The organism is Bradyrhizobium sp. GW821-FHT13H05, assembly GCF_058804065.1.
This window is the reverse complement of sequence record NZ_JBXAPO010000012.1, coordinates 139,347-156,989: the sequence shown is the minus strand read 5'-3', so window position 1 is coordinate 156,989 and position 17,643 is coordinate 139,347. Positions and strand designations below refer to the sequence as shown.

Here is a 17,643-nt window from a genome sequence, read left to right as displayed (position 1 = left end):
GCGAGGCAGAAATATCGGCGTAATTCGTGCTGATTTGCTGAAGCGGAGACGGTGCCCTTCGCCTCTCCCCGCCTGCGGGGAGAGGCCGGAATCCAAGCAAAGCTTGGATTCCGGGTGAGGGGGACTCTCCGCGAGTCTCACTGCTAGCTCCCTTGTGGAGACTCCCCCTCACCCCACCCTCTCCCCGCAAGCGGGGCGAGGGAGTGCAGGCAGTTTGCGTCCCTTACTTCGCCCACTGGAGAATCCCCTCGTGACATCAATCATGATCGCTGCCCTTGGATTGCTGATGGTCGGCACCGCGTTTCTGTCGGGGCTGTTCGGCATGGCGGGCGGGCTGATCCTGATCGGCGTGCTGCTGGCCCTGATGCCGCTGCCGACGGCGATGGTGCTGCACGCGATCACGCAGATGGCCTCGAACGGCTGGCGCGCGTTGCTGTGGCGGGCGCATATCCGCTGGCGGCCGGTCGCGAACTATATGGTCGGCGCCGCCGTCGCGCTCGCGGCCTGGTCGCTCACCCGCTACGTACCTGACAAGCCGATGGCGCTGCTGCTGCTTGGCATCACGCCGTTCATGGCGCGGCTGCTGCCTGCGAATATCAAGCCCGATCCCGACCGTCTCTGGCAGGGCACCGTCTACGGAACGATCTGCATGGGGCTGATGCTGATGACCGGCGTGTCGGGCCCGCTGCTCGACACCTTCTTCCTCGGCGGCGATTTCGGCCGGCGCGAGAAGGTTGCGACCAAAGCGATGTGCCAGCTCGTCAGCCATTTTACCAAGCTGGTCTATTTCGGCGGCATCATCGACCAGGCGGCGAGCCTCGATCCCGTGCTCGCCGGCGTCGCAATTCTCGCCTCGATGCTCGGCACCACGCTGGCGCGGCGCATCCTCGAGGCCATGACCGACCAGCAATTCGTGGCCTGGTCGAACAAGCTGATTACCACCATCGCCTGCTACTACGTTGCCTATGGAGGCTGGCTGCTGGTTCGAACTCCGGTGCTGGCGGCCTTCGACAAGGGAGGTTTGCAATGAGCTGTAATGCCGATCCGCTGGTGCTGGACTTCGTCGAATGGGTCGCACGCGAGCCCCGCGCCTATGCTGAGGTGATCGCGACCTGGAAGACCTCATGCCCGCGCCTCACCATCTGGGAAGACGCCGCCGATCGCGGCTACGTCGCGCGTGAGACGCTGGCGGGCGTCGGGCTGGTCATCGCGGTGACACAGGACGGTGAACGGCTGCTGCGCATGAACGGGCGGTGATACGCACGTCCGCCTCCACATCGTCATTGCGAGCGCCAGCGAAGCAATCCAGAATGTCCCCGCAGCGGCAGTCTGGATTGCTTCGTCGCTACGCTCCTCGCAATGACGGAACGCCAGCCATGTCACTCAAACTCTACGAACTCGTCGGCACCGACGCTGCGCGCCCGTTCAGTCCGTTTTGCTGGCGCACGCGGATGGCGCTGGCGCATAAGGGGCTCTCGGCGGAATCGCTGCCCTGGCGCTTCACCGAGAAGAGCGCGATCGCGCCGCACGGCTCGGAGAAGGTTCCCGTGCTGCTGCATCACGACAAGCCCGTGGTCGATTCCTGGGCGATCGCGACCTATCTCGAGGACAATTTTCCGAATGGCCCGTCGCTGTTCGGTGGCGAGGGCGGCCGCGCCATGGCGCGCATGATCAACGCCTGGGGCGACATCGCCATCGTCGGCGGCATCTTTCCGCTCATCATCGCCGACATCCCCAAAAACCTCGCCGAGGTCGATGCCAGCTATTTCCGCCAGTCGCGCGAGGCGCGCTTTGGCGGCAAGAGCCTGGAAGAGATCATGGCGAGCCGCGACACCGGCGTGGTCGCGTTCCGCAAATCGCTCGAAGTGATGCGGCAAACCTTGAAGAAGCAGCCCTTCATCGGCGGCAGCGCACCGAACTATGCCGACTACATCGTGTTCGGCGGCTTCCAATGGGCGCGCGTGACGAGCCCGTTCAAGCTGCTGGAGGCAGATGATCCGGTCTATGCGTGGCGCGAAAAGCTGCTCGATGCGTTCGATGGCATGGCGCGCAAATCGCCGGGGCACGCGGTGTAGCTTTCTTCGTAGCCCGGATGGAGCGAAGCGAAATCCGGGGCTGGCGCTCGCGGAACGATTCCCGGATTACGCTTGCGCTCCATCCGGGCTACGCGCTTCCGCAGCCGCCTTCCTCAAACACGCCCGACACAAACAATCCTCGCCCTTCACCGGCATCGGCAGCTTTGCCGTTTCCTCCGCGCACCAGCATTTGCCGGAGAGATCGCAGCCGAACTCGGTGCCGCAGCGGGAACAGCTGAGGCGGCGTAGTTCCTGCCGCGCGAATTCTTTCGGATTTGTCATGATTTGCGCAAAAGCTGTGCCGTCATTTTCATGTCGGGTTCATCTCCCGCTGCGGTATATTAGGCGCCGCGCACGGATCAGGAAAGCGGTTGGCAAGGCGCGGAGGACAAATCGATGGCCCGCGATTCGCAAGCCGCCCTCGTTGCGCTCAACCGTTTCGGCTTCGGGGCCCGCGGCGGGGCCTCCGGCGATCTCATCAATGCAGCCTCCGATCCCAGAGGTTTCGTGAAGGCGGAACTCGCCCGCCCCAATGGCGTGCTGCTGGAGGCGCCGGGTCTGCAATCGACGCCGCAACTCGGCCAGGCCGTGTTCGCCTATCAGGACGAGGTCAAGCAGGCGCGCGAGGCGGCCGCCAAGGAAACTGCGAAGGCCGGGACGCCGCCCGAAGCGCCGCCGCCGCAGGCGCCGGCCGACCAGAAGCCCGGGCCGCGCCGCAATCTCTCGCTGAACATGGTGGCGACCGAGATCGCCGGCCAGATGGCCGAGGCGAAGCCGGCCGACGGCGCGGCGAAGCCCGAGACCATGCAGCCCAGCATGGCGGCGCCGCCCGCCGCAAAACCTGCGCCGCAGCCGCTCAACGTGATCCAGAAAACCTTTCGCGCCGAGGCGCTGGCGCGTTTGCAGCGCGCGACGTTGGTCGAGTGCGGCTTCACCGAGCGCCTCGTCGTGTTCTGGTCCAACCATTTCTGCATCTCCGCGACCAAGGGCGAGCTGGCGCGGATCTGGGCCGGCGCGTTCGAGCGCGAGGCGATCCGTCCGCACGTGCTCGGGCGGTTCGCGGACATGCTCAAGGCGGTCGAGCAGCATCCGGCCATGCTGTTCTTTCTCGACAACCAGCAATCGCTCGGACCGGATTCGCGCGCGGGGCAAAACCGCAAGCGCGGGCTGAACGAGAATCTCGCGCGCGAAATCATGGAGCTGCATACGCTCGGTGTCGGCGGCGGCTACACGCAGGAAGACGTCACCTCGCTCGCGCGCATCATCACCGGCTGGACCTTTGCAGGCCGGCAAGGCGGGTTAGGTGCGCCCGGTTCCTTCGTGTTCAACGCCAATGCGCACCAGCCGGGCCCGCAAATGCTGCTCAGCAAGACCTACGAGCCGACCGGCCTTGCGCAGGGCGAGGCCGCGCTCGCCGACATCGCCCGGCATCCGTCGACGGCGAATTTCATCGCGACCAAGCTGGTCCGTCATTTCATCGCCGACGATCCGCCGCCGTCCCTCGTTGCGCGGTTGCGCGACGTCTTCGTCAAGACCGATGGTGATCTCAAGGCAATGGCGACAGCGCTGGTCGATTCCGACGAAGCCTGGAAGGCGCCGCTGACCAAGATGCGCAGCCCTTACGATTTCGTGGTCGCGAGCGGCCGGCTGCTCGCGCGCGTGCCGGAGGATCCCGGCGGCTATATCAACAATCTGAACCTGCTGGGACAGCCGCTGTGGTCGCCGGCCGGTCCCAACGGTTTCCCGGACACCAGCGCCGCATGGGCCGCGCCCGAAGGCATGAAGCTGCGGCTCGACATCGCCGCGCAAATGGGCGCGCGGCTCGGGCCCAACATCGACCCGCTCGATCTGCTGGAATTCGCTGCCGCGGATGCGGCGTCGATCGAAACGCGCAAAACCATCGAGCGGGCGGAATCGCGTCAGCAGGCGCTGGCGCTGTTGCTGATGTCGCCGGAATTGCAGAGGAGATGATGATGATCGACTGCGTCGAGAACCGCCTTCTCACCTCGCGCCGCGGCCTGCTGCTCGGCGGTGCGTCCTTTGCTGCCTGGGCCTATTTGCCGAAATTCGCCCGCGCGGCCGACGGGCGCGATCCCAGGCTGATCGTCGTGATCCTGCGCGGCGCGCTCGATGGGCTCTCGACCGTCGCGCCGGTTGGCGATCCCGATTATGCCGGCCTGCACGGCTCGATCGCGCTGACGTCGGACGGTGCGCATCCCGCGATCATGCTCGACACGTTCTTCGCGCTGCATCCGGCGATGCCGGAATTCGCGCGCATGTATCGCGACATGCATGCCGCGGTGATCCACGCAGTCGCGACGCCCTATCGCGACCGCTCGCATTTCGACGGCCAGGACGTGCTCGAAAGCGGCTATGCCGGTCCGGGCCGGGTGCAATCGGGCTGGCTCAATCGTGCGCTGGAAGCGCTGCCGCGCGGCGAGCGCGTGTCGAGCGGGCTTGCCGTCGGCCCGACCACGCCGCTGGTGCTGCGCGGCAATGCGCCGACCGTCGGCTGGGCGCCGGTCGCGCTGCCGCAGGCCGACGACGACACCGCGATGCGGCTCGTCGATCTCTACCGTCACCGCGATCCCGCGCTGGCGATGGCCTTGTCGCAAGGCCTCCAGCTCGACAAGGTCGCGAGCGGCGACGACATGAAGCCGAAGGGTGGCAACCAGGTCGCGCAGATGCGACAGGTGGCGCGTGGCGCGGCAAAGCTGATGGCGGCCGACGACGGCCCGCGCATTGCCGCGCTCGCCTTCGACGGCTGGGACACGCACGCCAATGAAGGCGGCCCGGTCGGGCGCCTCGCCTTCCTGCTCGGCGGTCTCGACGGCGCGCTCGCCGAATTCGAAAGCGGGCTCGGTGGGCGCTGGCGCGACACCGTCGTCGTCGTCGCCACCGAATTCGGCCGCACCGCGCGCATCAATGGCACCGACGGCACCGATCACGGCACTGGAACGATCGCGCTGCTTGCCGGCGGCGCCGTGAAGGGCGGCCGCGTCATCTCCGACTGGCCCGGCCTCAAGCTCGCCAACCTCTATGAGGGGCGCGACCTCAAGCCGACGACCGATCTACGTTCCGTGATCAAGGGCGTGCTGCAAGGCCAGTTCGGCCTGTCGGACCGCGTGCTGGCCGAGACGGTGTTTCCGGACAGCGCGGGAGCACGACCCATGAAGGGATTGATTGCCTAATCCACAAACGCCGTCATTCCGGGGCGCGCGTAGCGCGAGCCCGGAATCCATACGCCCGATGGGGGTTATGGATTCCGGGCCTGCGCCTTGCGGCGCATCCCGGAATGACGACATGATTGCCTGAACAACAGGAGACCACCCATGTACATCGCCATGAACCGCTTCCGCGTCGCCAAGGGCTCCGAGGCCGCTTTCGAGCAGGTCTGGCTCACGCGCGACACGCATCTGGACAAAGTGCCGGGCTTCGTCGAATTTCATCTGCTGCGCGGGCCGGAAGCCGAGGACCACACGCTCTACGCTTCGCATACGATCTGGGCGAACCACGCCGCGTTCGAGGCCTGGACCAAGTCGGAAGCATTTCGCGCAGCGCATGCGCGGGCCGGCGACACCAAGCCGACCTATCTCGGTCATCCCCAGTTCGAGGGTTTCGAGGTGATGCAGACGGTCGGGCGCGGCGCCAAATAGCGCCGCGCTGGAAATGTCAGCCCTGCGTGATCTTGTCGATCTCCGCCATCTCCTCGGCGCTGAGCTTCCACGCGATCGCCTTCACGTTCTGCTCGATCTGCTCGGCGCGGGTCGCGCCGGCGATCACGCTCGAGACCTGCGGGCGCGCGGCGAGCCAGGAGAAGGCGAGCTCGAGCATCGAGTGCCCACGCGCCGTCGCGAAAGCCTGTAGTTTCTCGACGATGGCCTCGTTGCGCGGCGTGACATAGCGGTCGCGCAACCGCGGAGTTTGGCCGAAGCGGGTGTCGCCGGGCGCGGCCTCGCCCTTTTTGTACTTGCCGGTCAGAAGTCCGCTGGCGAGCGGGAAGAACGGCAACAGGCCGAGCTTGTATTCCTGCGCCGCTGGCAGCAGGTCCTTCTCGATGTCGCGCACCACCAGCGAATATTCGTCCTGGCACGAAACGAAGCGCGTGACATTCATCGCGCGTGCGACGTACTCCGCTTCGGCGATGCGCCAGGCCGGAAAGTTCGAATTGCCGATGTAGCGGACCTTGCCCTGGCGGACGAGGTCGTCCAGTGCGCGAAGACTCTCCTCGATCGGCGTCAGCGGGTCGTAGTCGTGCTGCTGGTAGAGATCGATGTAATCGGTCTTCAGCCGCTTCAGGCTCGCTTCCACGGCAGCCACGATGTAGCGGCGCGAGGCGCCCTGCTTGGTGCCGTCCTCAGCCATCGGCTTGGAGTATTTCGTCGCCAGCACGATGTCCTTGCGGCGATCGCCCAGCACGGCGCCGAGCACGGTTTCCGAGCCGCCCATGGCCGAATAGATGTCGGCGGTGTCGAACAGCGTGATGCCGAGGTCGAGCGCGCGATGGATCACCTTGCGCGAGGCCTCGAGGTCGATCCGCTGGCCAAAATTGTTGCAGCCGAGCCCGACCGCAGACACGCGAAGGCCGGAGGCGCCGAGATTACGAATTTCCATGGGAGGTCCTGTCAGGAGAAAGCAGGCCATTGTGGCCGCGGTGCCCGCCAGCGGCAAGGCGCCGCCTTGCGTTGCTGCCATGCTGCCGGGAACTGAGGGCAAAAAAATGCGGCCCCAGTCAGACGCGGCGACTGACGGGGACCGCTTTGGAGCGCTTGATCGGTGACGGGGGGCCTGATCAGACGCAAGCGGGAGCCTAGTCCCGCTATGTTACGCGCGGGTGACAGGCGAACTTATCCACAGGCAGCGTCCGCGGATCAGAACAGCTTGCGATAGACGATGAATCCGGAGCGTTCCGCGACCTTGTCGTACAGGCGCTGCGCCGTGACGTTGGTCTCGTGCGTCTGCCAGTAGACCCGCGGCGATCCCGCCAGTTTCGCCCGCTCGTACACGCCATGGATCAGCGCCGAGGCGACACCCTTGCCGCGCGCGGCCTCCAGCGTGAACAGATCCTGCAAATAGCAGGACGGCTCGATCGCGGTGGTGCTGCGATGGAACAGATAGTTCGTCATGCCGAGCAGCTTGCCGTCGCTCTCGGCGACCAGGCCGTGCACCGGCTCATAGGCGTCGAAGAAACGCCGCCACGTCACGGCCGTGATTTCCGGCGCGAGCGCGGTCGGGCCGGAGCGGCCGTAGAAGGCGTTGTAGCCGTCCCACAGCGGCAGCCATTGATCGTAGTCCTGCCGCGTGACGGGGCGAATGGTGAGTGACATCTTGGAATTCCGCGAGCGATGAAGTGCCCTTCATACGTGATGAAGGGCATGGCGATCAATCGCGGCGTTGCATCACTCCGCGACGCGCAGATACCGGATCAGCTTGCGGTTCGCGGGATCGCGCAGCGAGCGGTAGTAGTCGGCGCGTGAGGGCGTATCGGTGTGGCGCACGAGATCGGTGACCGGCGTATAGCTCAGCATGCGCCCGCCGTCGGGCAGCGCGGCGCAGACGAAGCGCAGCACCTCGCCACTGCGCAAGTTGATGTTGATCGGCGTGGCATCGCCGATCCGCACCATCTCCATGCGCTGCGCGATGAAGGTGCCGAGCTCGTCCTCGGGCAGCTCGAACGCGCCGGTGTCGCGGCCGTGATACATCAGCGCGATGAAAGGCGGCTTGCCGTCGGCCATTTCGTCCGGCAGCGCAAAATAATCGCGGAAAGCGCGGTTGATGAATTCGGCACGCGTCTCGGTATCGAGCAGCACGATGCCGATATCGACCTGGTTGAGCGCGGCTGACAGCCGCGCGGCGATGGCGTGGCTCTGGCGCTCAGTGGCAAAGGCGGCGAGCAGCCGCTCGCGCATCAGGCCGGTGATGCCTGCGGTGCCGAACGCGGTCACCGCGAGCAGGCCGATCAGATCAGCACTGGCATGGAGGGTGCGATGGCCGGCGAAGAACAGCGCCGCGCCAAGGACGGCGAGGGCCGCGCTGGTCATGGCGGAGGCGAAACCCGACAGCGCACCGGCAAGCGCGACGACGCAGACGAACAGGGGCGCAGGCGAAGGAATGTGAACGGCGCGATCAAGCATGATCGCCAGCAGCGTCATCGCTACCGTCAGCACGGGACCGGAGATCGCACGCCATCCGAACCGCATGGGCCTGTCTCGTTCCTCCCTGAACGAGGTAAGGCCGCAACACTGACTGATTGTTGCGATGACGCAGTGCGAAATCGTGCAGAGCGCTTAAGGGCGGCTTGCGACGGCGCGCAAAGCTTTCGGATGATTTAGAGCGTTTTCGAGCGAAGTGGGGTACCGGTTCGCGGAGAGAAAACGCGTCAAAACAAGAATCTACACCACGTGCACGTGCCTGAGGCGTTGCTGGAACGCGGGCGCATTCAACGTCGAGGTCCCCGAGCTCTTGCGCACGCCGGTGAAAATCAACAGCGACGCCGCGACCAGGATGGCCGCAGTCAGGGTAATTGCAACGACGACCACAGGTGATTTCATCGAAATCCTGTTGCGATATCGGTCGACGCGGGCCACGCGGCGCCTTGACGGCTGATCCAGGATGAAACGGGAGTCAGACCGGCAGGCCCATCGCCATGGTCGCTTTGGTCGACAGCACCGTGAGGGTGACGATCAGGCACAGCGACAGCGCCGCGACGGCGAGCGAAGCCGCGACCGCGTTGGTCAGCCGGGAAGACGAAACGGTATCGGGTTGGCCCTGAAAGCCTGCCGTGCCGGACGCCCGAATCATGGGTCTAAATCCTTCAACGCGCGGGCGAATCACCCGCGACGTCGAACAATTTCAATGTTTTAACCGGCAATATTGGGGCGGTGGCCGCGCCCAAAATGGCGAGAATACGGCAGAAGCGACCCTTATGCCCGCTATTCGCCAGAGCGCGCCGGCGCCATCAGGCGCCCGCGGCGATGCTGGCGGGGTCGTCGACGTCGGCCGGACGCCAGTCCATCGCCACGAAGCCGGGCGCGGCCTCCACGCGCTTTAGCCAGTCCCGGATCGCCGGGAAGGGCGCCAGGTCGAAGTCGCAGCGGTCGGCGAGATGGGTATAGCCGTACAGTGCGATGTCGGCGACCGTGAGCTGGCGGGCGGCGAAATAGGAATTGGTCTTGAGATGGTTCTCCATCACTTGGAGCGCGCCATAGCCGCGCTCCATCCAGTCCTCCAGCGCATGAGTCTGGAGATCGCGGCCGCCCTTGACCAGCGACAGCCAGAAATAGGCGGCGCCGATGTTTGGCTCGAGCGCGTGCTGCTCGAAGAACATCCATTGCAGCGCTTCGGCGCGATCGATGCGGTTCTCCGGCGCGAGCGGCGTGCCGACGGCGACGTACCAGAGGATGGCGTTGGACTCGGCGAGGAAGCGGTTGTCGCCGACCTCGAGCAGCGGCACCTGGCCGGAAGGATTCTTCGACAGAAAATCCGGCGTGCGGCTTTCGCCGCGCAGAATGTCCACCTCGACCGCTTCGTAAGGCAAGTTCAACAGCGCCAGCGCAAGGCGGACCTTGTAGCTATTGCCCGAGCGTTGCATCGAATAGAGCTTGTACATTCCGGGAGTTCTAAACCGAGGACGGGAAGCGCGGCACATGTTGCCCCGCAGCGCGGATAAAGAATGATGCCGATGCGAATCCGCCGCAAGGGCCAGCCAATAGAAAAACTCGAAAACCCTACCGCATTGCAATGCGGCAGAAGATCATTTCGGTGCGGCCATGCAACTCAGTTCACGCTTGCGTCAACGTGGCCGCATCGCGCCGCGCATTGGTGTGAGATCATTGAACGGTGGTGGTCACGCCTGGCGCTGACGACCAGCGGCGGGGTCTCGTGCATCCTCTCGCGCGTCAGCCTGGCGTCAGTCTCGTGGTCGGTTCGGGGCCTTCGAACGGTTCAAAATTGCTCCGAGGACAAGCCTTGCCGGATATGAGGGGTTTGCGCGACAAAGTTACAGAAAATTGCGGGAAAACGCGGCTCGAAACGCCGAAATTCGTAAACTTTCTCGAGATCGGGCCGAAGTTTCTTGCGGTGCAGCGGCACACGTTTTAGGGTGGCTGCATTCCCACAATCGGAGTCGTGAGGCCACAGGGTTCACGACGCTTGTCAGGAGATGACGATGGCCTTCCTTGCTGCTGCGCTCGACCGTGTGAAGCCGTCCGCGACCATCGCGGTCACGGATAAAGCACGCGCGCTGAAAGCGGCGGGCCGCAACGTCATCGGCCTCGGTGCCGGCGAGCCCGACTTCGACACGCCCGCCAACATCAAGCTGGCGGCGATCCACGCCATCGAAGCCGGCAAGACCAAGTACACCGCGGTCGACGGCATTCCCGAGTTGAAGGAAGCCATCATCGGCAAGTTTCAGCGCGAGAACGGCGTCGTCTACAAGCCGAACCAGATCATCGTCGGCACCGGCGGCAAGCAGGTGCTCTACAACGCGCTGATGGCGACCATCAATCCGGGCGATGAGGTGATCATCCCCGCGCCCTATTGGGTGAGCTATCCCGAGATGGTGGCGCTCGCCGGCGGCGAGCCGGTGCCGGTGGTCTGCACCGCCGCGGCCGGCTTCAAGCTCCAGCCCGAGGCGCTCGAGCGCGCGATCACGCCGAAGACCAAATGGGTCATCCTGTGCTCGCCGTCGAACCCGACCGGTGCGGCCTACACCAGGGCCGAGCTGAAGGCGCTCACCGATGTGCTGGTCAAGCATCCGCATGTGTGGGTGATGACCGACGACATGTACGAGCACCTCGTCTATGACGACTTCCAGTTCACCACGGTCGCGCAGGTCGAGCCGAAACTCTACGATCGCACGCTCACCGTGAACGGCGTGTCGAAAGCCTATTGCATGACCGGCTGGCGCATCGGTTACGCCGGCGGCCCGGTTCAACTCATCAAGGCGATGTCGACGATCCAGTCGCAGTCGACCTCGAACCCGTCGTCGATTGCGCAATGGGCGGCGGTGGAAGCGCTGAACGGTCCGCAGGACTTCATCCCCGCCAACAACAAGGTGTTCAAGGAGCGCCGCGACCTCGTCGTCTCCATGCTCAACCAGGCCAAGGGCATCGAGTGCCCGCGTCCGGAAGGTGCGTTCTACGTCTATCCGTCTTGCGCCGGCACGATCGGCAAGACCGCGCCGTCGGGCAAGGTGATCGACAATGACGAGACCTTCGTCACCGAGCTGCTGGAGACCGAAGGCGTCGCCGTGGTGCAGGGTTCGGCCTTCGGCCTTGGACCTGCCTTCCGCATCTCCTACGCGACCAAGACCTCGGACCTCGAAGACGCCTGCAAGCGCATCCAGCGCTTCTGCGGTAATCTCCGGTAAGCCTGTCGCGGCAGCGCGAATTGAAAGGGCCCGCTTCGTGCGGGCCTTTTTTGCTCTGGTAGGTGAAGATTTGTCCAGGGCAAGAGGCGCACTGCTCTATCCCCGTCATTGCGAGCGTAGCGAAGCAATCCAGAATCCCTCCGCGGAAAGACTCTGGATTGCTTCGCTACGCTCGCAATGACGGAGGATCTGGCACCGTCATCACTCTTGTGGCATAGACCATCGCGCCGCTTGCAGGCTGCCTTCTCTGCTCGCATCACATTCATCGCCGGAGACATTCATGCGCCGTTCGTTCATCTTCGCCGGGCTCGCCGCGGCCAGCCTCGTTGTTTCCGTCGCCGACAGCAGCGCGCAGCAGCAGCGGATGGTGCGGGTCGGCGTGCTTGAATGCCGCGGCGGCGCCAGCGTCGGCTTTATCGTGGGATCGGTGACCAATCTCGGCTGCGTCCTGCGCGCCGACGGTTTGCCGGAGGATCGCTACGTCGCGACCATCCGTAAAGTGGGCCTCGACATCGGCATCACCCAGGAGACCACGCTGGCCTGGGGCGTGTTCGCGCCGGTCGACCGGCTCGGCCCCGGCGATCTCTCGGGCAACTACGCGGGCGCGCAGGGCAGCGCCTCGATCGGCGTCGGTGTCGGCGGCAACGCGCTGGTCGGTGGCTCCAACAATTCGATCGCGCTCCAGCCGCTCAGCGTGCAGGGCCAGGTCGGCCTCAACGTCGCCGCCGGCCTCGAAAGCCTGGAACTTCGTCCGGGTCGTTAACGATTGCGGGTGTGATCGCGCCGTTCCGCCGGCGCGATCACAACGACGCACCGCAGCGACGTTTGACGCTTGCCAAATCTCGGGGACGGGCAGAGCATCTGCGTTTGCCGACCCAATCATGGGCCGAGCTCCACACCAAGGAGGCGGCGAATGGGACAAGACGTCAGAAGTCCCCGAGGTCCACGGTGCATTGCGCTGGTGGGCCCATTCCAAAGCGGTAAAACCACACTTCTCGAGGCAATACTGGCGCGCACGGGCGCAATCCCCCGCGCCGGCAGCGTCGACGCCGGCACGTCCGTCGGAGACGCCAGTGCCGAGGCCCGTCATCACAAGATGACCGTCGGCCTGACTGCCGCCACCACGAGTTTCATGGGCGACAGCTACACTTTCCTGGATTGTCCGGGTTCCGTCGAGTTCGCCCACGACATGCGCGCCGCACTTCCTGCGGTCGACGCCGCAATCGTGGTCTGCGAGGCCGACGAGAAGAAGCTGCCGCAGCTTCAGATCATCCTGCGCGAGCTGGAGGAGCTGAAGATCCCGCGCTTCCTGTTCCTCAACAAGATCGACCGTGCCAACAAGCGCATCCGCGAGACGCTCGCAACGCTCCAGCCCGCCTCGCGCGTGCCGCTGGTGCTGCGCCAGATCCCGATCTGGAAGGACGAGATGATCGAGGGCTTTGTCGATCTCGCGCTGGAGCGCGCCTTCATCTATCGCGAGCACAAGGCCTCCGAAGTGATCACGCTCGAAGGCGGCAATCTCGATCGTGAGAAGGAGGCGCGTTTCTCGATGCTGGAGAAGCTCGCCGACCACGACGACGCGCTGATGGAACAACTGCTCGAAGACATCCAGCCGCCGCGTGACGCCGTGTTCGACGACCTCGCCCGCGAATTGCGCGAAGGACAGATCTGCCCGGTGCTGCTGGGCGCGGCCGCGCGCGAAAACGGCGTCCTGCGTTTGATGAAGGCGCTGCGTCACGAGGCGCCCGGTGTTGCGGAGACCGCCAAACGTCTTGGCGTTCCCGAGAGCAAGGACGCGCTCGGCTTCGTCTTCAAGACGCTGCATTCGCAGCACGGCGGAAAACTGTCGCTGACGCGGCTGCTGACGGGCCATCTTGATGACGGTGCCACGCTGCAATCCTCCTCCGGCGGGATCAGCCGCATCTCCGGCATCCTCGCCGTCACCGGCGCCTACGACACCAAGCGTGCCGCGGCGGAGGCCGGCGACACGGTGGCGCTGGCCAAGCTCGATTCGGTCAAGACCGGCGACACGGTCTCGAACGGCAAGACCCAGCCGGCCGCGCTGGCTGCCGCAGAACCCACGCCGCCGGTGCTCGCGATCTCGGTTGCGGCCACCGACCGCAAGGACGACGTCAAGCTCGGCCAGGCGCTGACGCGGCTGCACGAAGAGGATCCCTCCCTCGTCATCGTGATGAACGCCCAGACCCACGACACCGTGCTGTGGGGGCAGGGCGAGATGCACTTGCGCGTCGCAAGCGAGCGGCTGCGCGACCGCTTCGGTGTCAAGATCGCCTCGCACCCACCCGCGATCGGCTACCAGGAGACCATCCGCAAGCCGATCGTCCAGCGCGGCCGCCACAAGAAGCAGTCCGGTGGCCACGGCCAGTTCGGCGACGTCGTGCTCGACATCAAGCCGCTGCCGCGCGGCGAGGGGTTCAAGTTCGCCGAAAAGGTGGTCGGCGGCGCTGTGCCGCGCAACTACATCGGCGCGGTGGAAGAGGGCGTCGTCGACGGATTGGCGCGCGGCCCGCTCGGCTTCCCCGTCACCGATTTGCAGGTGACGCTGACCGACGGCTCCTACCACAGCGTCGATTCCTCCGACCTCGCCTTCCGCACGGCGGCGCGGGTCGGACTCAACGAAGGCCTGCCGCAATGCCAGTCGGTGTTGCTGGAGCCGATCCACGTGGTCGAGATCGTCTGTCCGACCGATGCCACCGCCAAGATCAACGCGATCCTGTCGGCGCGGCGCGGCCAGATCCTCGGCTTCGACACCCGCGACGGCTGGAGCGGCTGGGACTGCGTCCGTGCCATGATGCCGGAAGCCGAGATCGGCGAGCTGATCGTCGAGCTGCGCTCGGCCACGGCCGGCGCCGGCAGCTTCACCCGCACGTTCGACCACATGGCCGAAGTCACCGGCCGCGCCGCCGACCAGATCATCGCCGCGCATCAGCACGCGGCGTGATCGGCTTCGCGCGGTAACGGGCGCATCGCTCTCTCACTCCCTCTCCCCGTTCTTACGGGAGAGGGAGTGAGGGGCTGGATCCCCGGCGCACGGCGAGAGTTGGACGCACGCAGCTTCCTCCCCACCGTCATTGCGAGGCGCGAAGCGACGAAGCAATCCAGACTGTTTCCACAGAGACAGTCAGGATTGCTTCGCTGCGCTCGCAATGACCGGGGATGCAGACTCGCTTCAAGGCCAACCCATTCAGCGCTTGCGTTCGCCTCGCGATGATGTATTTTACATCATTGTATATGCATCAGATATCATTTATAAGCTCTGATACGTGAGGCCAAGGTGATCACGTCATTCCAGATGCGGGCAGCCCGTGCGCTGCTCGGCATTGACCAGAGAACCCTGGCCGAGCTCGCCGGCGTTTCGCTGCCGACCATCCAGCGGATGGAGGCCTCCACCGGCAATGTTCGTGGCGTGGTCGAAACCCTGATGAGGGTGGTCGAGGCGTTCGAGCGGGCCGGCGTCGAGCTGATCGGCGAACAGGCGCGCAGCGACAGCGGCGGACGCGGTGTTCGGCTGAAAGAGCCGGGGCCACCGCGCCGGGTGGGAGCGTGATCCCGCGATGATCATGCTCGGAGCAGGTTGAATTAACGCACCGTCGCGCCGAAGCACGCGGCCGCACGATGCATCGGAGCGTTGTGGGCAGCGGAGCAGTTTGCTGAAATGAGCATCACGGGCGAACACGCAGGCAAGCTGCACCAGCTTCGTCAGCCGACCTTTGCCGAACTCTATCTGCCGAAGCTCGTCACCGTCTGGCGCGAGGGTTATGGCCTTGCCGATTTCCGCGCCGACGTGTTCGCGGGCCTCACGGTCGCGATCGTCGCGCTGCCGCTGTCGATGGCGATCGCGATCGCCTCGGGCGTGACGCCGGACCGCGGGCTTTACACCGCGGTCGTCGGCGGCTTCATCGCGTCGCTGCTCGGCGGCAGCCGGTTCCAGATCGGCGGTCCCGCCGGCGCCTTCATTGTGCTGGTTGCGGCGACGGCCGATCGTCATGGCGTTGACGGCGTCATCCTCGCCACCCTGATGGCGGGACTTTTCCTGATCGCCGCCGGATTCCTGCGTGTCGGGACCTACATCAAGTTCATTCCCTATCCGGTCACGGTCGGCTTCACCGCCGGCATCGCTGTGATCATCTTCGCAAGCCAGTTGCGCGATCTCTCAGGCATCACGCTGGCAGGCAAGGAGCCCAGCGAATTCGTCCCGAAACTCGCAGCGCTGGCCGGAGGCCTGCACTCCGTCAATCCGGCAGCGCTTGCGGTTGCGATCGTCAGCATTGCCATCATCGGCGCGTTGCGGCGTTGGCGGCCGTCCTGGCCCGGCATCCTGATCGCGGTCGTGCTCGCGGCCGTCGTGTGTGCGGTGTTCGCGCTACCGGTGGAAACCATCGGCTCGCGCTTCGGCGGCATCCCGCGCGAATTGCCCTCGCCGGCGCTCCCCTCGTTCTCGCTGGCGAAGGCGCAGGCGGTGCTGCCGGACGCGATCTCGTTCGCGCTGCTCGCCGCGATCGAATCTCTGCTGTCCGCGGTGGTGGCCGACGGCATGACCGGGCGCCGACACCGCTCCAATTGCGAACTGGTGGCGCAAGGCGCGGCCAATGTCGGCTCGGCGCTGTTCGGCGGCATCTGCGTCACCGGTCTGATCGCGCGCACTGCGACCAACATCCGCGCCGGCGCGCGCGGCCCGCTCGCGGGCATGCTGCATTCGGTCTTTCTGCTGCTGTTCATGCTGATCGCGGCGCCGCTCGCGAGCTACATTCCGCTCGCCGCGCTCGCCGCGGTGCTCGTCGTGGTGGCCTGGACCATGGCGGAGAAGCACGAATTCGCAACGCTGCTGCGCTCGTCATGGGGCGATGCCGTCGTGCTGCTTGCAACCTTCCTGCTCACGATCTTCCGCGATCTGACCGAGGGCATCCTGGTCGGCTTCGCGCTCGGCGCGGTGCTGTTCATCCACCGCATGTCGGAGATGACGGGTATCGAGGAGCGTACGCCGCTGGTGGCGGCCGACCGCCCCGATGACGGCAATGGCGAGCGGGTGCCTTACGATCCCGCGCTCGCGGTCGATCGCGACGTGCTGGTCTATCGCATCACCGGCGCGTTCTTCTTCGGCGCCGCCTCCGCAATTGGAAGCGTGCTCGATGGTATCGCCGACAAGCGCAAAGGCTTCGTCGTCGATTTTGCCGCGGTGCCGTTCCTGGATTCGACCGCGGCGAACGTGCTCGGCCGCGTCGCCGCCAAGGCGCACCGCCAGGGCATAAGGCTGTTCATCACCGGCGCATCGCCCGCCGTCCGCCGTGCGCTGCTGACTCACGGCGTGACGCCGCCGCGCGCCCGCTATCGCGAGACGATCGAGCGCGCGGTCGCCGACATCAAGGGTGGCGCAGCAAAGCCTGCGGCCGACGACATGGCCGCGACCTAAGGGCACGCACTTCTCAAGCCGGCGGATTTGACCGACACTGCCGCATCACGGCGGTGGTGGATCGGATTGGAATGCTGAATTCGAGGCGTAATATTGCGCTGGCCTGCGCGCTCAGCATGCTCGCGGGCTATGTCGACGGCATCGGTTTCCTGCATCTCGGCGGCCTGTTCGTCTCCTTCATGAGCGGCAATTCCACCCGCCTCGGCGTCAGCCTTGCTGAGGCCCAATGGTGGCAGGCCGCCGGCGCCCTCGGCCTGATCGCGCTGTTCGTCGCCGGTGCTGCGGCGGGCAGCCTTGTCGTGCTGGGCGGTGGTGCCGAGCGGCAGCCTTGGCTGCTGCTGATCGAAGCCGCGCTGCTCGCCGTTGCCGCGCTCTGCCATGCCTACGGCCTGCCGAACCTCGCCATCGCCGCGATCGTGCTCGCGATGGGGCTGGAGAACGCCGTGTTCCAGATCGACGGCGGCGCGGGCCTCGGCCTCACCTATGTCACCGGCGCGCTCGTCAAGGTCGGCCAGCTCCTCGCCGTCGGCCTCACCGGCGGGCCGCGCTGGGGCTGGGCGCCGAACCTCCTGCTGTGGGCGGCGCTGGTTGCGGGCTCGGCAACCGGCGCGCTCGCCTATGCCTGGATCAACCTTGCCGCGATCTGGTTCGCCGCCGGCGCAGCGCTGGCAATGGCCGCAATCGTCACAGCAATGATGCGGCGCCCGCACGCTTGACAGAGCCGGCGGGACGCGAAATGGATCGCCTCCGATAAAACCCAAGGAGAC

General features: G+C 65.6%; 19 protein-coding genes. 12 read left to right on the top strand and 7 right to left on the bottom strand.

Annotation, left to right across the window (positions count from 1 at the left end):
- The first annotated feature begins 250 nt into the window (after positions 1–250).
- The 3 genes from AC1RR3_RS29030 (at position 251) to AC1RR3_RS29020 (ending at position 2,075) form a co-directional block, all read left to right on the top strand.
- Positions 251–1,030 carry a TSUP family transporter gene (locus AC1RR3_RS29030; RefSeq protein WP_492827071.1) on the top strand — a complete coding sequence of 260 codons (780 nt, stop codon included), beginning with the start codon at positions 251–253 and terminating at the stop codon, positions 1,028–1,030.
- Positions 1,027–1,257: a hypothetical protein gene (locus AC1RR3_RS29025; RefSeq protein WP_492827069.1), complete on the top strand. Its 231-nt coding sequence runs from the start codon at positions 1,027–1,029 to the stop codon at positions 1,255–1,257. The genes AC1RR3_RS29030 and AC1RR3_RS29025 overlap by 4 nt, the downstream gene beginning before the upstream one ends.
- Before the next feature lie 119 nt (positions 1,258–1,376).
- Positions 1,377–2,075: a glutathione S-transferase family protein gene (locus tag AC1RR3_RS29020; protein ID WP_492827067.1), complete on the top strand. Its 699-nt coding sequence runs from the start codon at positions 1,377–1,379 to the stop codon at positions 2,073–2,075.
- A gap of 66 nt (positions 2,076–2,141) precedes the next feature.
- Here the strand turns inward: AC1RR3_RS29020 and AC1RR3_RS29015 are convergent, their stop codons facing one another.
- Positions 2,142–2,357 (bottom strand): cysteine-rich CWC family protein, encoded by a 216-nt coding sequence (locus tag AC1RR3_RS29015; RefSeq protein ID WP_492827065.1) that lies wholly within the window; start codon positions 2,355–2,357, stop codon positions 2,142–2,144.
- A 114-nt stretch (positions 2,358–2,471) separates the two neighbouring features.
- On the opposite strand from AC1RR3_RS29015, the gene AC1RR3_RS29010 reads away from it, so the two are divergent.
- The 3 genes from AC1RR3_RS29010 to hmuQ all read left to right on the top strand — a co-directional run bounded on the left by AC1RR3_RS29010 (position 2,472) and on the right by hmuQ (position 5,731).
- Entirely contained in the window at positions 2,472–4,046 is a 1,575-nt protein-coding gene (locus AC1RR3_RS29010; protein WP_492827063.1) for a DUF1800 domain-containing protein, read from the top strand.
- Positions 4,047–4,048: 2 nt separating this feature from the next.
- A complete protein-coding gene (locus tag AC1RR3_RS29005; protein WP_492827061.1) occupies positions 4,049–5,266 on the top strand; it encodes a DUF1501 domain-containing protein in 1,218 nt (405 codons plus the stop codon).
- A 141-nt stretch (positions 5,267–5,407) separates the two neighbouring features.
- Positions 5,408–5,731: a heme-degrading protein HmuQ gene (gene hmuQ, locus AC1RR3_RS29000; RefSeq protein ID WP_492827059.1), complete on the top strand. Its 324-nt coding sequence runs from the start codon at positions 5,408–5,410 to the stop codon at positions 5,729–5,731.
- A gap of 16 nt (positions 5,732–5,747) precedes the next feature.
- Here hmuQ and AC1RR3_RS28995 read toward each other — a convergent pair whose 3' ends face one another.
- The 6 genes from AC1RR3_RS28995 to AC1RR3_RS28970 form a co-directional block, all read right to left on the bottom strand.
- A complete protein-coding gene (locus AC1RR3_RS28995; protein ID WP_492827057.1) occupies positions 5,748–6,689 on the bottom strand; it encodes an aldo/keto reductase in 942 nt (313 codons plus the stop codon).
- A gap of 257 nt (positions 6,690–6,946) precedes the next feature.
- On the bottom strand, positions 6,947–7,402 hold the full coding sequence (locus tag AC1RR3_RS28990) for a GNAT family N-acetyltransferase (protein ID WP_492827055.1): 456 nt from the start codon (positions 7,400–7,402) through the stop codon (positions 6,947–6,949).
- Between the two features lie 72 nt (positions 7,403–7,474).
- Positions 7,475–8,275 (bottom strand): PAS-domain containing protein, encoded by an 801-nt coding sequence (locus tag AC1RR3_RS28985; protein WP_492827053.1) that lies wholly within the window; start codon positions 8,273–8,275, stop codon positions 7,475–7,477.
- A 192-nt stretch (positions 8,276–8,467) separates the two neighbouring features.
- A complete protein-coding gene (locus AC1RR3_RS28980; protein WP_492827051.1) occupies positions 8,468–8,626 on the bottom strand; it encodes a hypothetical protein in 159 nt (52 codons plus the stop codon).
- 73 nt (positions 8,627–8,699) lie between these two features.
- Complete coding sequence (locus AC1RR3_RS28975) at positions 8,700–8,876, bottom strand: hypothetical protein (RefSeq protein WP_492827049.1); 177 nt, start codon at positions 8,874–8,876, stop codon at positions 8,700–8,702.
- Positions 8,877–9,033: 157 nt separating this feature from the next.
- Positions 9,034–9,684: a glutathione S-transferase family protein gene (locus tag AC1RR3_RS28970; RefSeq protein WP_492827047.1), complete on the bottom strand. Its 651-nt coding sequence runs from the start codon at positions 9,682–9,684 to the stop codon at positions 9,034–9,036.
- A gap of 558 nt (positions 9,685–10,242) precedes the next feature.
- Here AC1RR3_RS28970 and AC1RR3_RS28965 point away from each other — a divergent pair.
- From AC1RR3_RS28965 to AC1RR3_RS28940, 6 genes are all read left to right on the top strand, one after another.
- A complete protein-coding gene (locus AC1RR3_RS28965; RefSeq protein ID WP_492827045.1) occupies positions 10,243–11,445 on the top strand; it encodes a pyridoxal phosphate-dependent aminotransferase in 1,203 nt (400 codons plus the stop codon).
- 280 nt (positions 11,446–11,725) lie between these two features.
- Positions 11,726–12,208 carry a DUF992 domain-containing protein gene (locus AC1RR3_RS28960; protein ID WP_492827043.1) on the top strand — a complete coding sequence of 161 codons (483 nt, stop codon included), beginning with the start codon at positions 11,726–11,728 and terminating at the stop codon, positions 12,206–12,208.
- Between the two features lie 150 nt (positions 12,209–12,358).
- Complete coding sequence (locus tag AC1RR3_RS28955; protein ID WP_492827041.1) at positions 12,359–14,407, top strand: elongation factor G; 2,049 nt, start codon at positions 12,359–12,361, stop codon at positions 14,405–14,407.
- Between the two features lie 333 nt (positions 14,408–14,740).
- Positions 14,741–15,013: a helix-turn-helix domain-containing protein gene (locus AC1RR3_RS28950; protein ID WP_492827039.1), complete on the top strand. Its 273-nt coding sequence runs from the start codon at positions 14,741–14,743 to the stop codon at positions 15,011–15,013.
- A gap of 108 nt (positions 15,014–15,121) precedes the next feature.
- Positions 15,122–16,876 carry a SulP family inorganic anion transporter gene (locus AC1RR3_RS28945; RefSeq protein WP_492827038.1) on the top strand — a complete coding sequence of 585 codons (1,755 nt, stop codon included), beginning with the start codon at positions 15,122–15,124 and terminating at the stop codon, positions 16,874–16,876.
- Between the two features lie 71 nt (positions 16,877–16,947).
- Complete coding sequence (locus AC1RR3_RS28940; RefSeq protein ID WP_492827037.1) at positions 16,948–17,592, top strand: YoaK family protein; 645 nt, start codon at positions 16,948–16,950, stop codon at positions 17,590–17,592.
- Positions 17,593–17,643: the final 51 nt, after the last annotated feature.

Coding starts and splice junctions, on each gene's coding strand:
- AC1RR3_RS29025 (WP_492827069.1), top strand. CDS start 1,027: ATGAGCTGTAATGCCGATCCGCTGGTGCTGGACTTCGTCGAATGGGTC.
- AC1RR3_RS29020 (WP_492827067.1), top strand. CDS start 1,377: ATGTCACTCAAACTCTACGAACTCGTCGGCACCGACGCTGCGCGCCCG.
- AC1RR3_RS29015 (WP_492827065.1), bottom strand. CDS start 2,357: ATGACAAATCCGAAAGAATTCGCGCGGCAGGAACTACGCCGCCTCAGC.
- AC1RR3_RS29010 (WP_492827063.1), top strand. CDS start 2,472: ATGGCCCGCGATTCGCAAGCCGCCCTCGTTGCGCTCAACCGTTTCGGC.
- AC1RR3_RS29005 (WP_492827061.1), top strand. CDS start 4,049: ATGATCGACTGCGTCGAGAACCGCCTTCTCACCTCGCGCCGCGGCCTG.
- hmuQ (WP_492827059.1), top strand. CDS start 5,408: ATGTACATCGCCATGAACCGCTTCCGCGTCGCCAAGGGCTCCGAGGCC.
- AC1RR3_RS28995 (WP_492827057.1), bottom strand. CDS start 6,689: ATGGAAATTCGTAATCTCGGCGCCTCCGGCCTTCGCGTGTCTGCGGTC.
- AC1RR3_RS28990 (WP_492827055.1), bottom strand. CDS start 7,402: ATGTCACTCACCATTCGCCCCGTCACGCGGCAGGACTACGATCAATGG.
- AC1RR3_RS28985 (WP_492827053.1), bottom strand. CDS start 8,275: ATGCGGTTCGGATGGCGTGCGATCTCCGGTCCCGTGCTGACGGTAGCG.
- AC1RR3_RS28980 (WP_492827051.1), bottom strand. CDS start 8,626: ATGAAATCACCTGTGGTCGTCGTTGCAATTACCCTGACTGCGGCCATC.
- AC1RR3_RS28975 (WP_492827049.1), bottom strand. CDS start 8,876: ATGATTCGGGCGTCCGGCACGGCAGGCTTTCAGGGCCAACCCGATACC.
- AC1RR3_RS28970 (WP_492827047.1), bottom strand. CDS start 9,684: ATGTACAAGCTCTATTCGATGCAACGCTCGGGCAATAGCTACAAGGTC.
- AC1RR3_RS28965 (WP_492827045.1), top strand. CDS start 10,243: ATGGCCTTCCTTGCTGCTGCGCTCGACCGTGTGAAGCCGTCCGCGACC.
- AC1RR3_RS28960 (WP_492827043.1), top strand. CDS start 11,726: ATGCGCCGTTCGTTCATCTTCGCCGGGCTCGCCGCGGCCAGCCTCGTT.
- AC1RR3_RS28955 (WP_492827041.1), top strand. CDS start 12,359: ATGGGACAAGACGTCAGAAGTCCCCGAGGTCCACGGTGCATTGCGCTG.
- AC1RR3_RS28945 (WP_492827038.1), top strand. CDS start 15,122: ATGAGCATCACGGGCGAACACGCAGGCAAGCTGCACCAGCTTCGTCAG.
- AC1RR3_RS28940 (WP_492827037.1), top strand. CDS start 16,948: ATGCTGAATTCGAGGCGTAATATTGCGCTGGCCTGCGCGCTCAGCATG.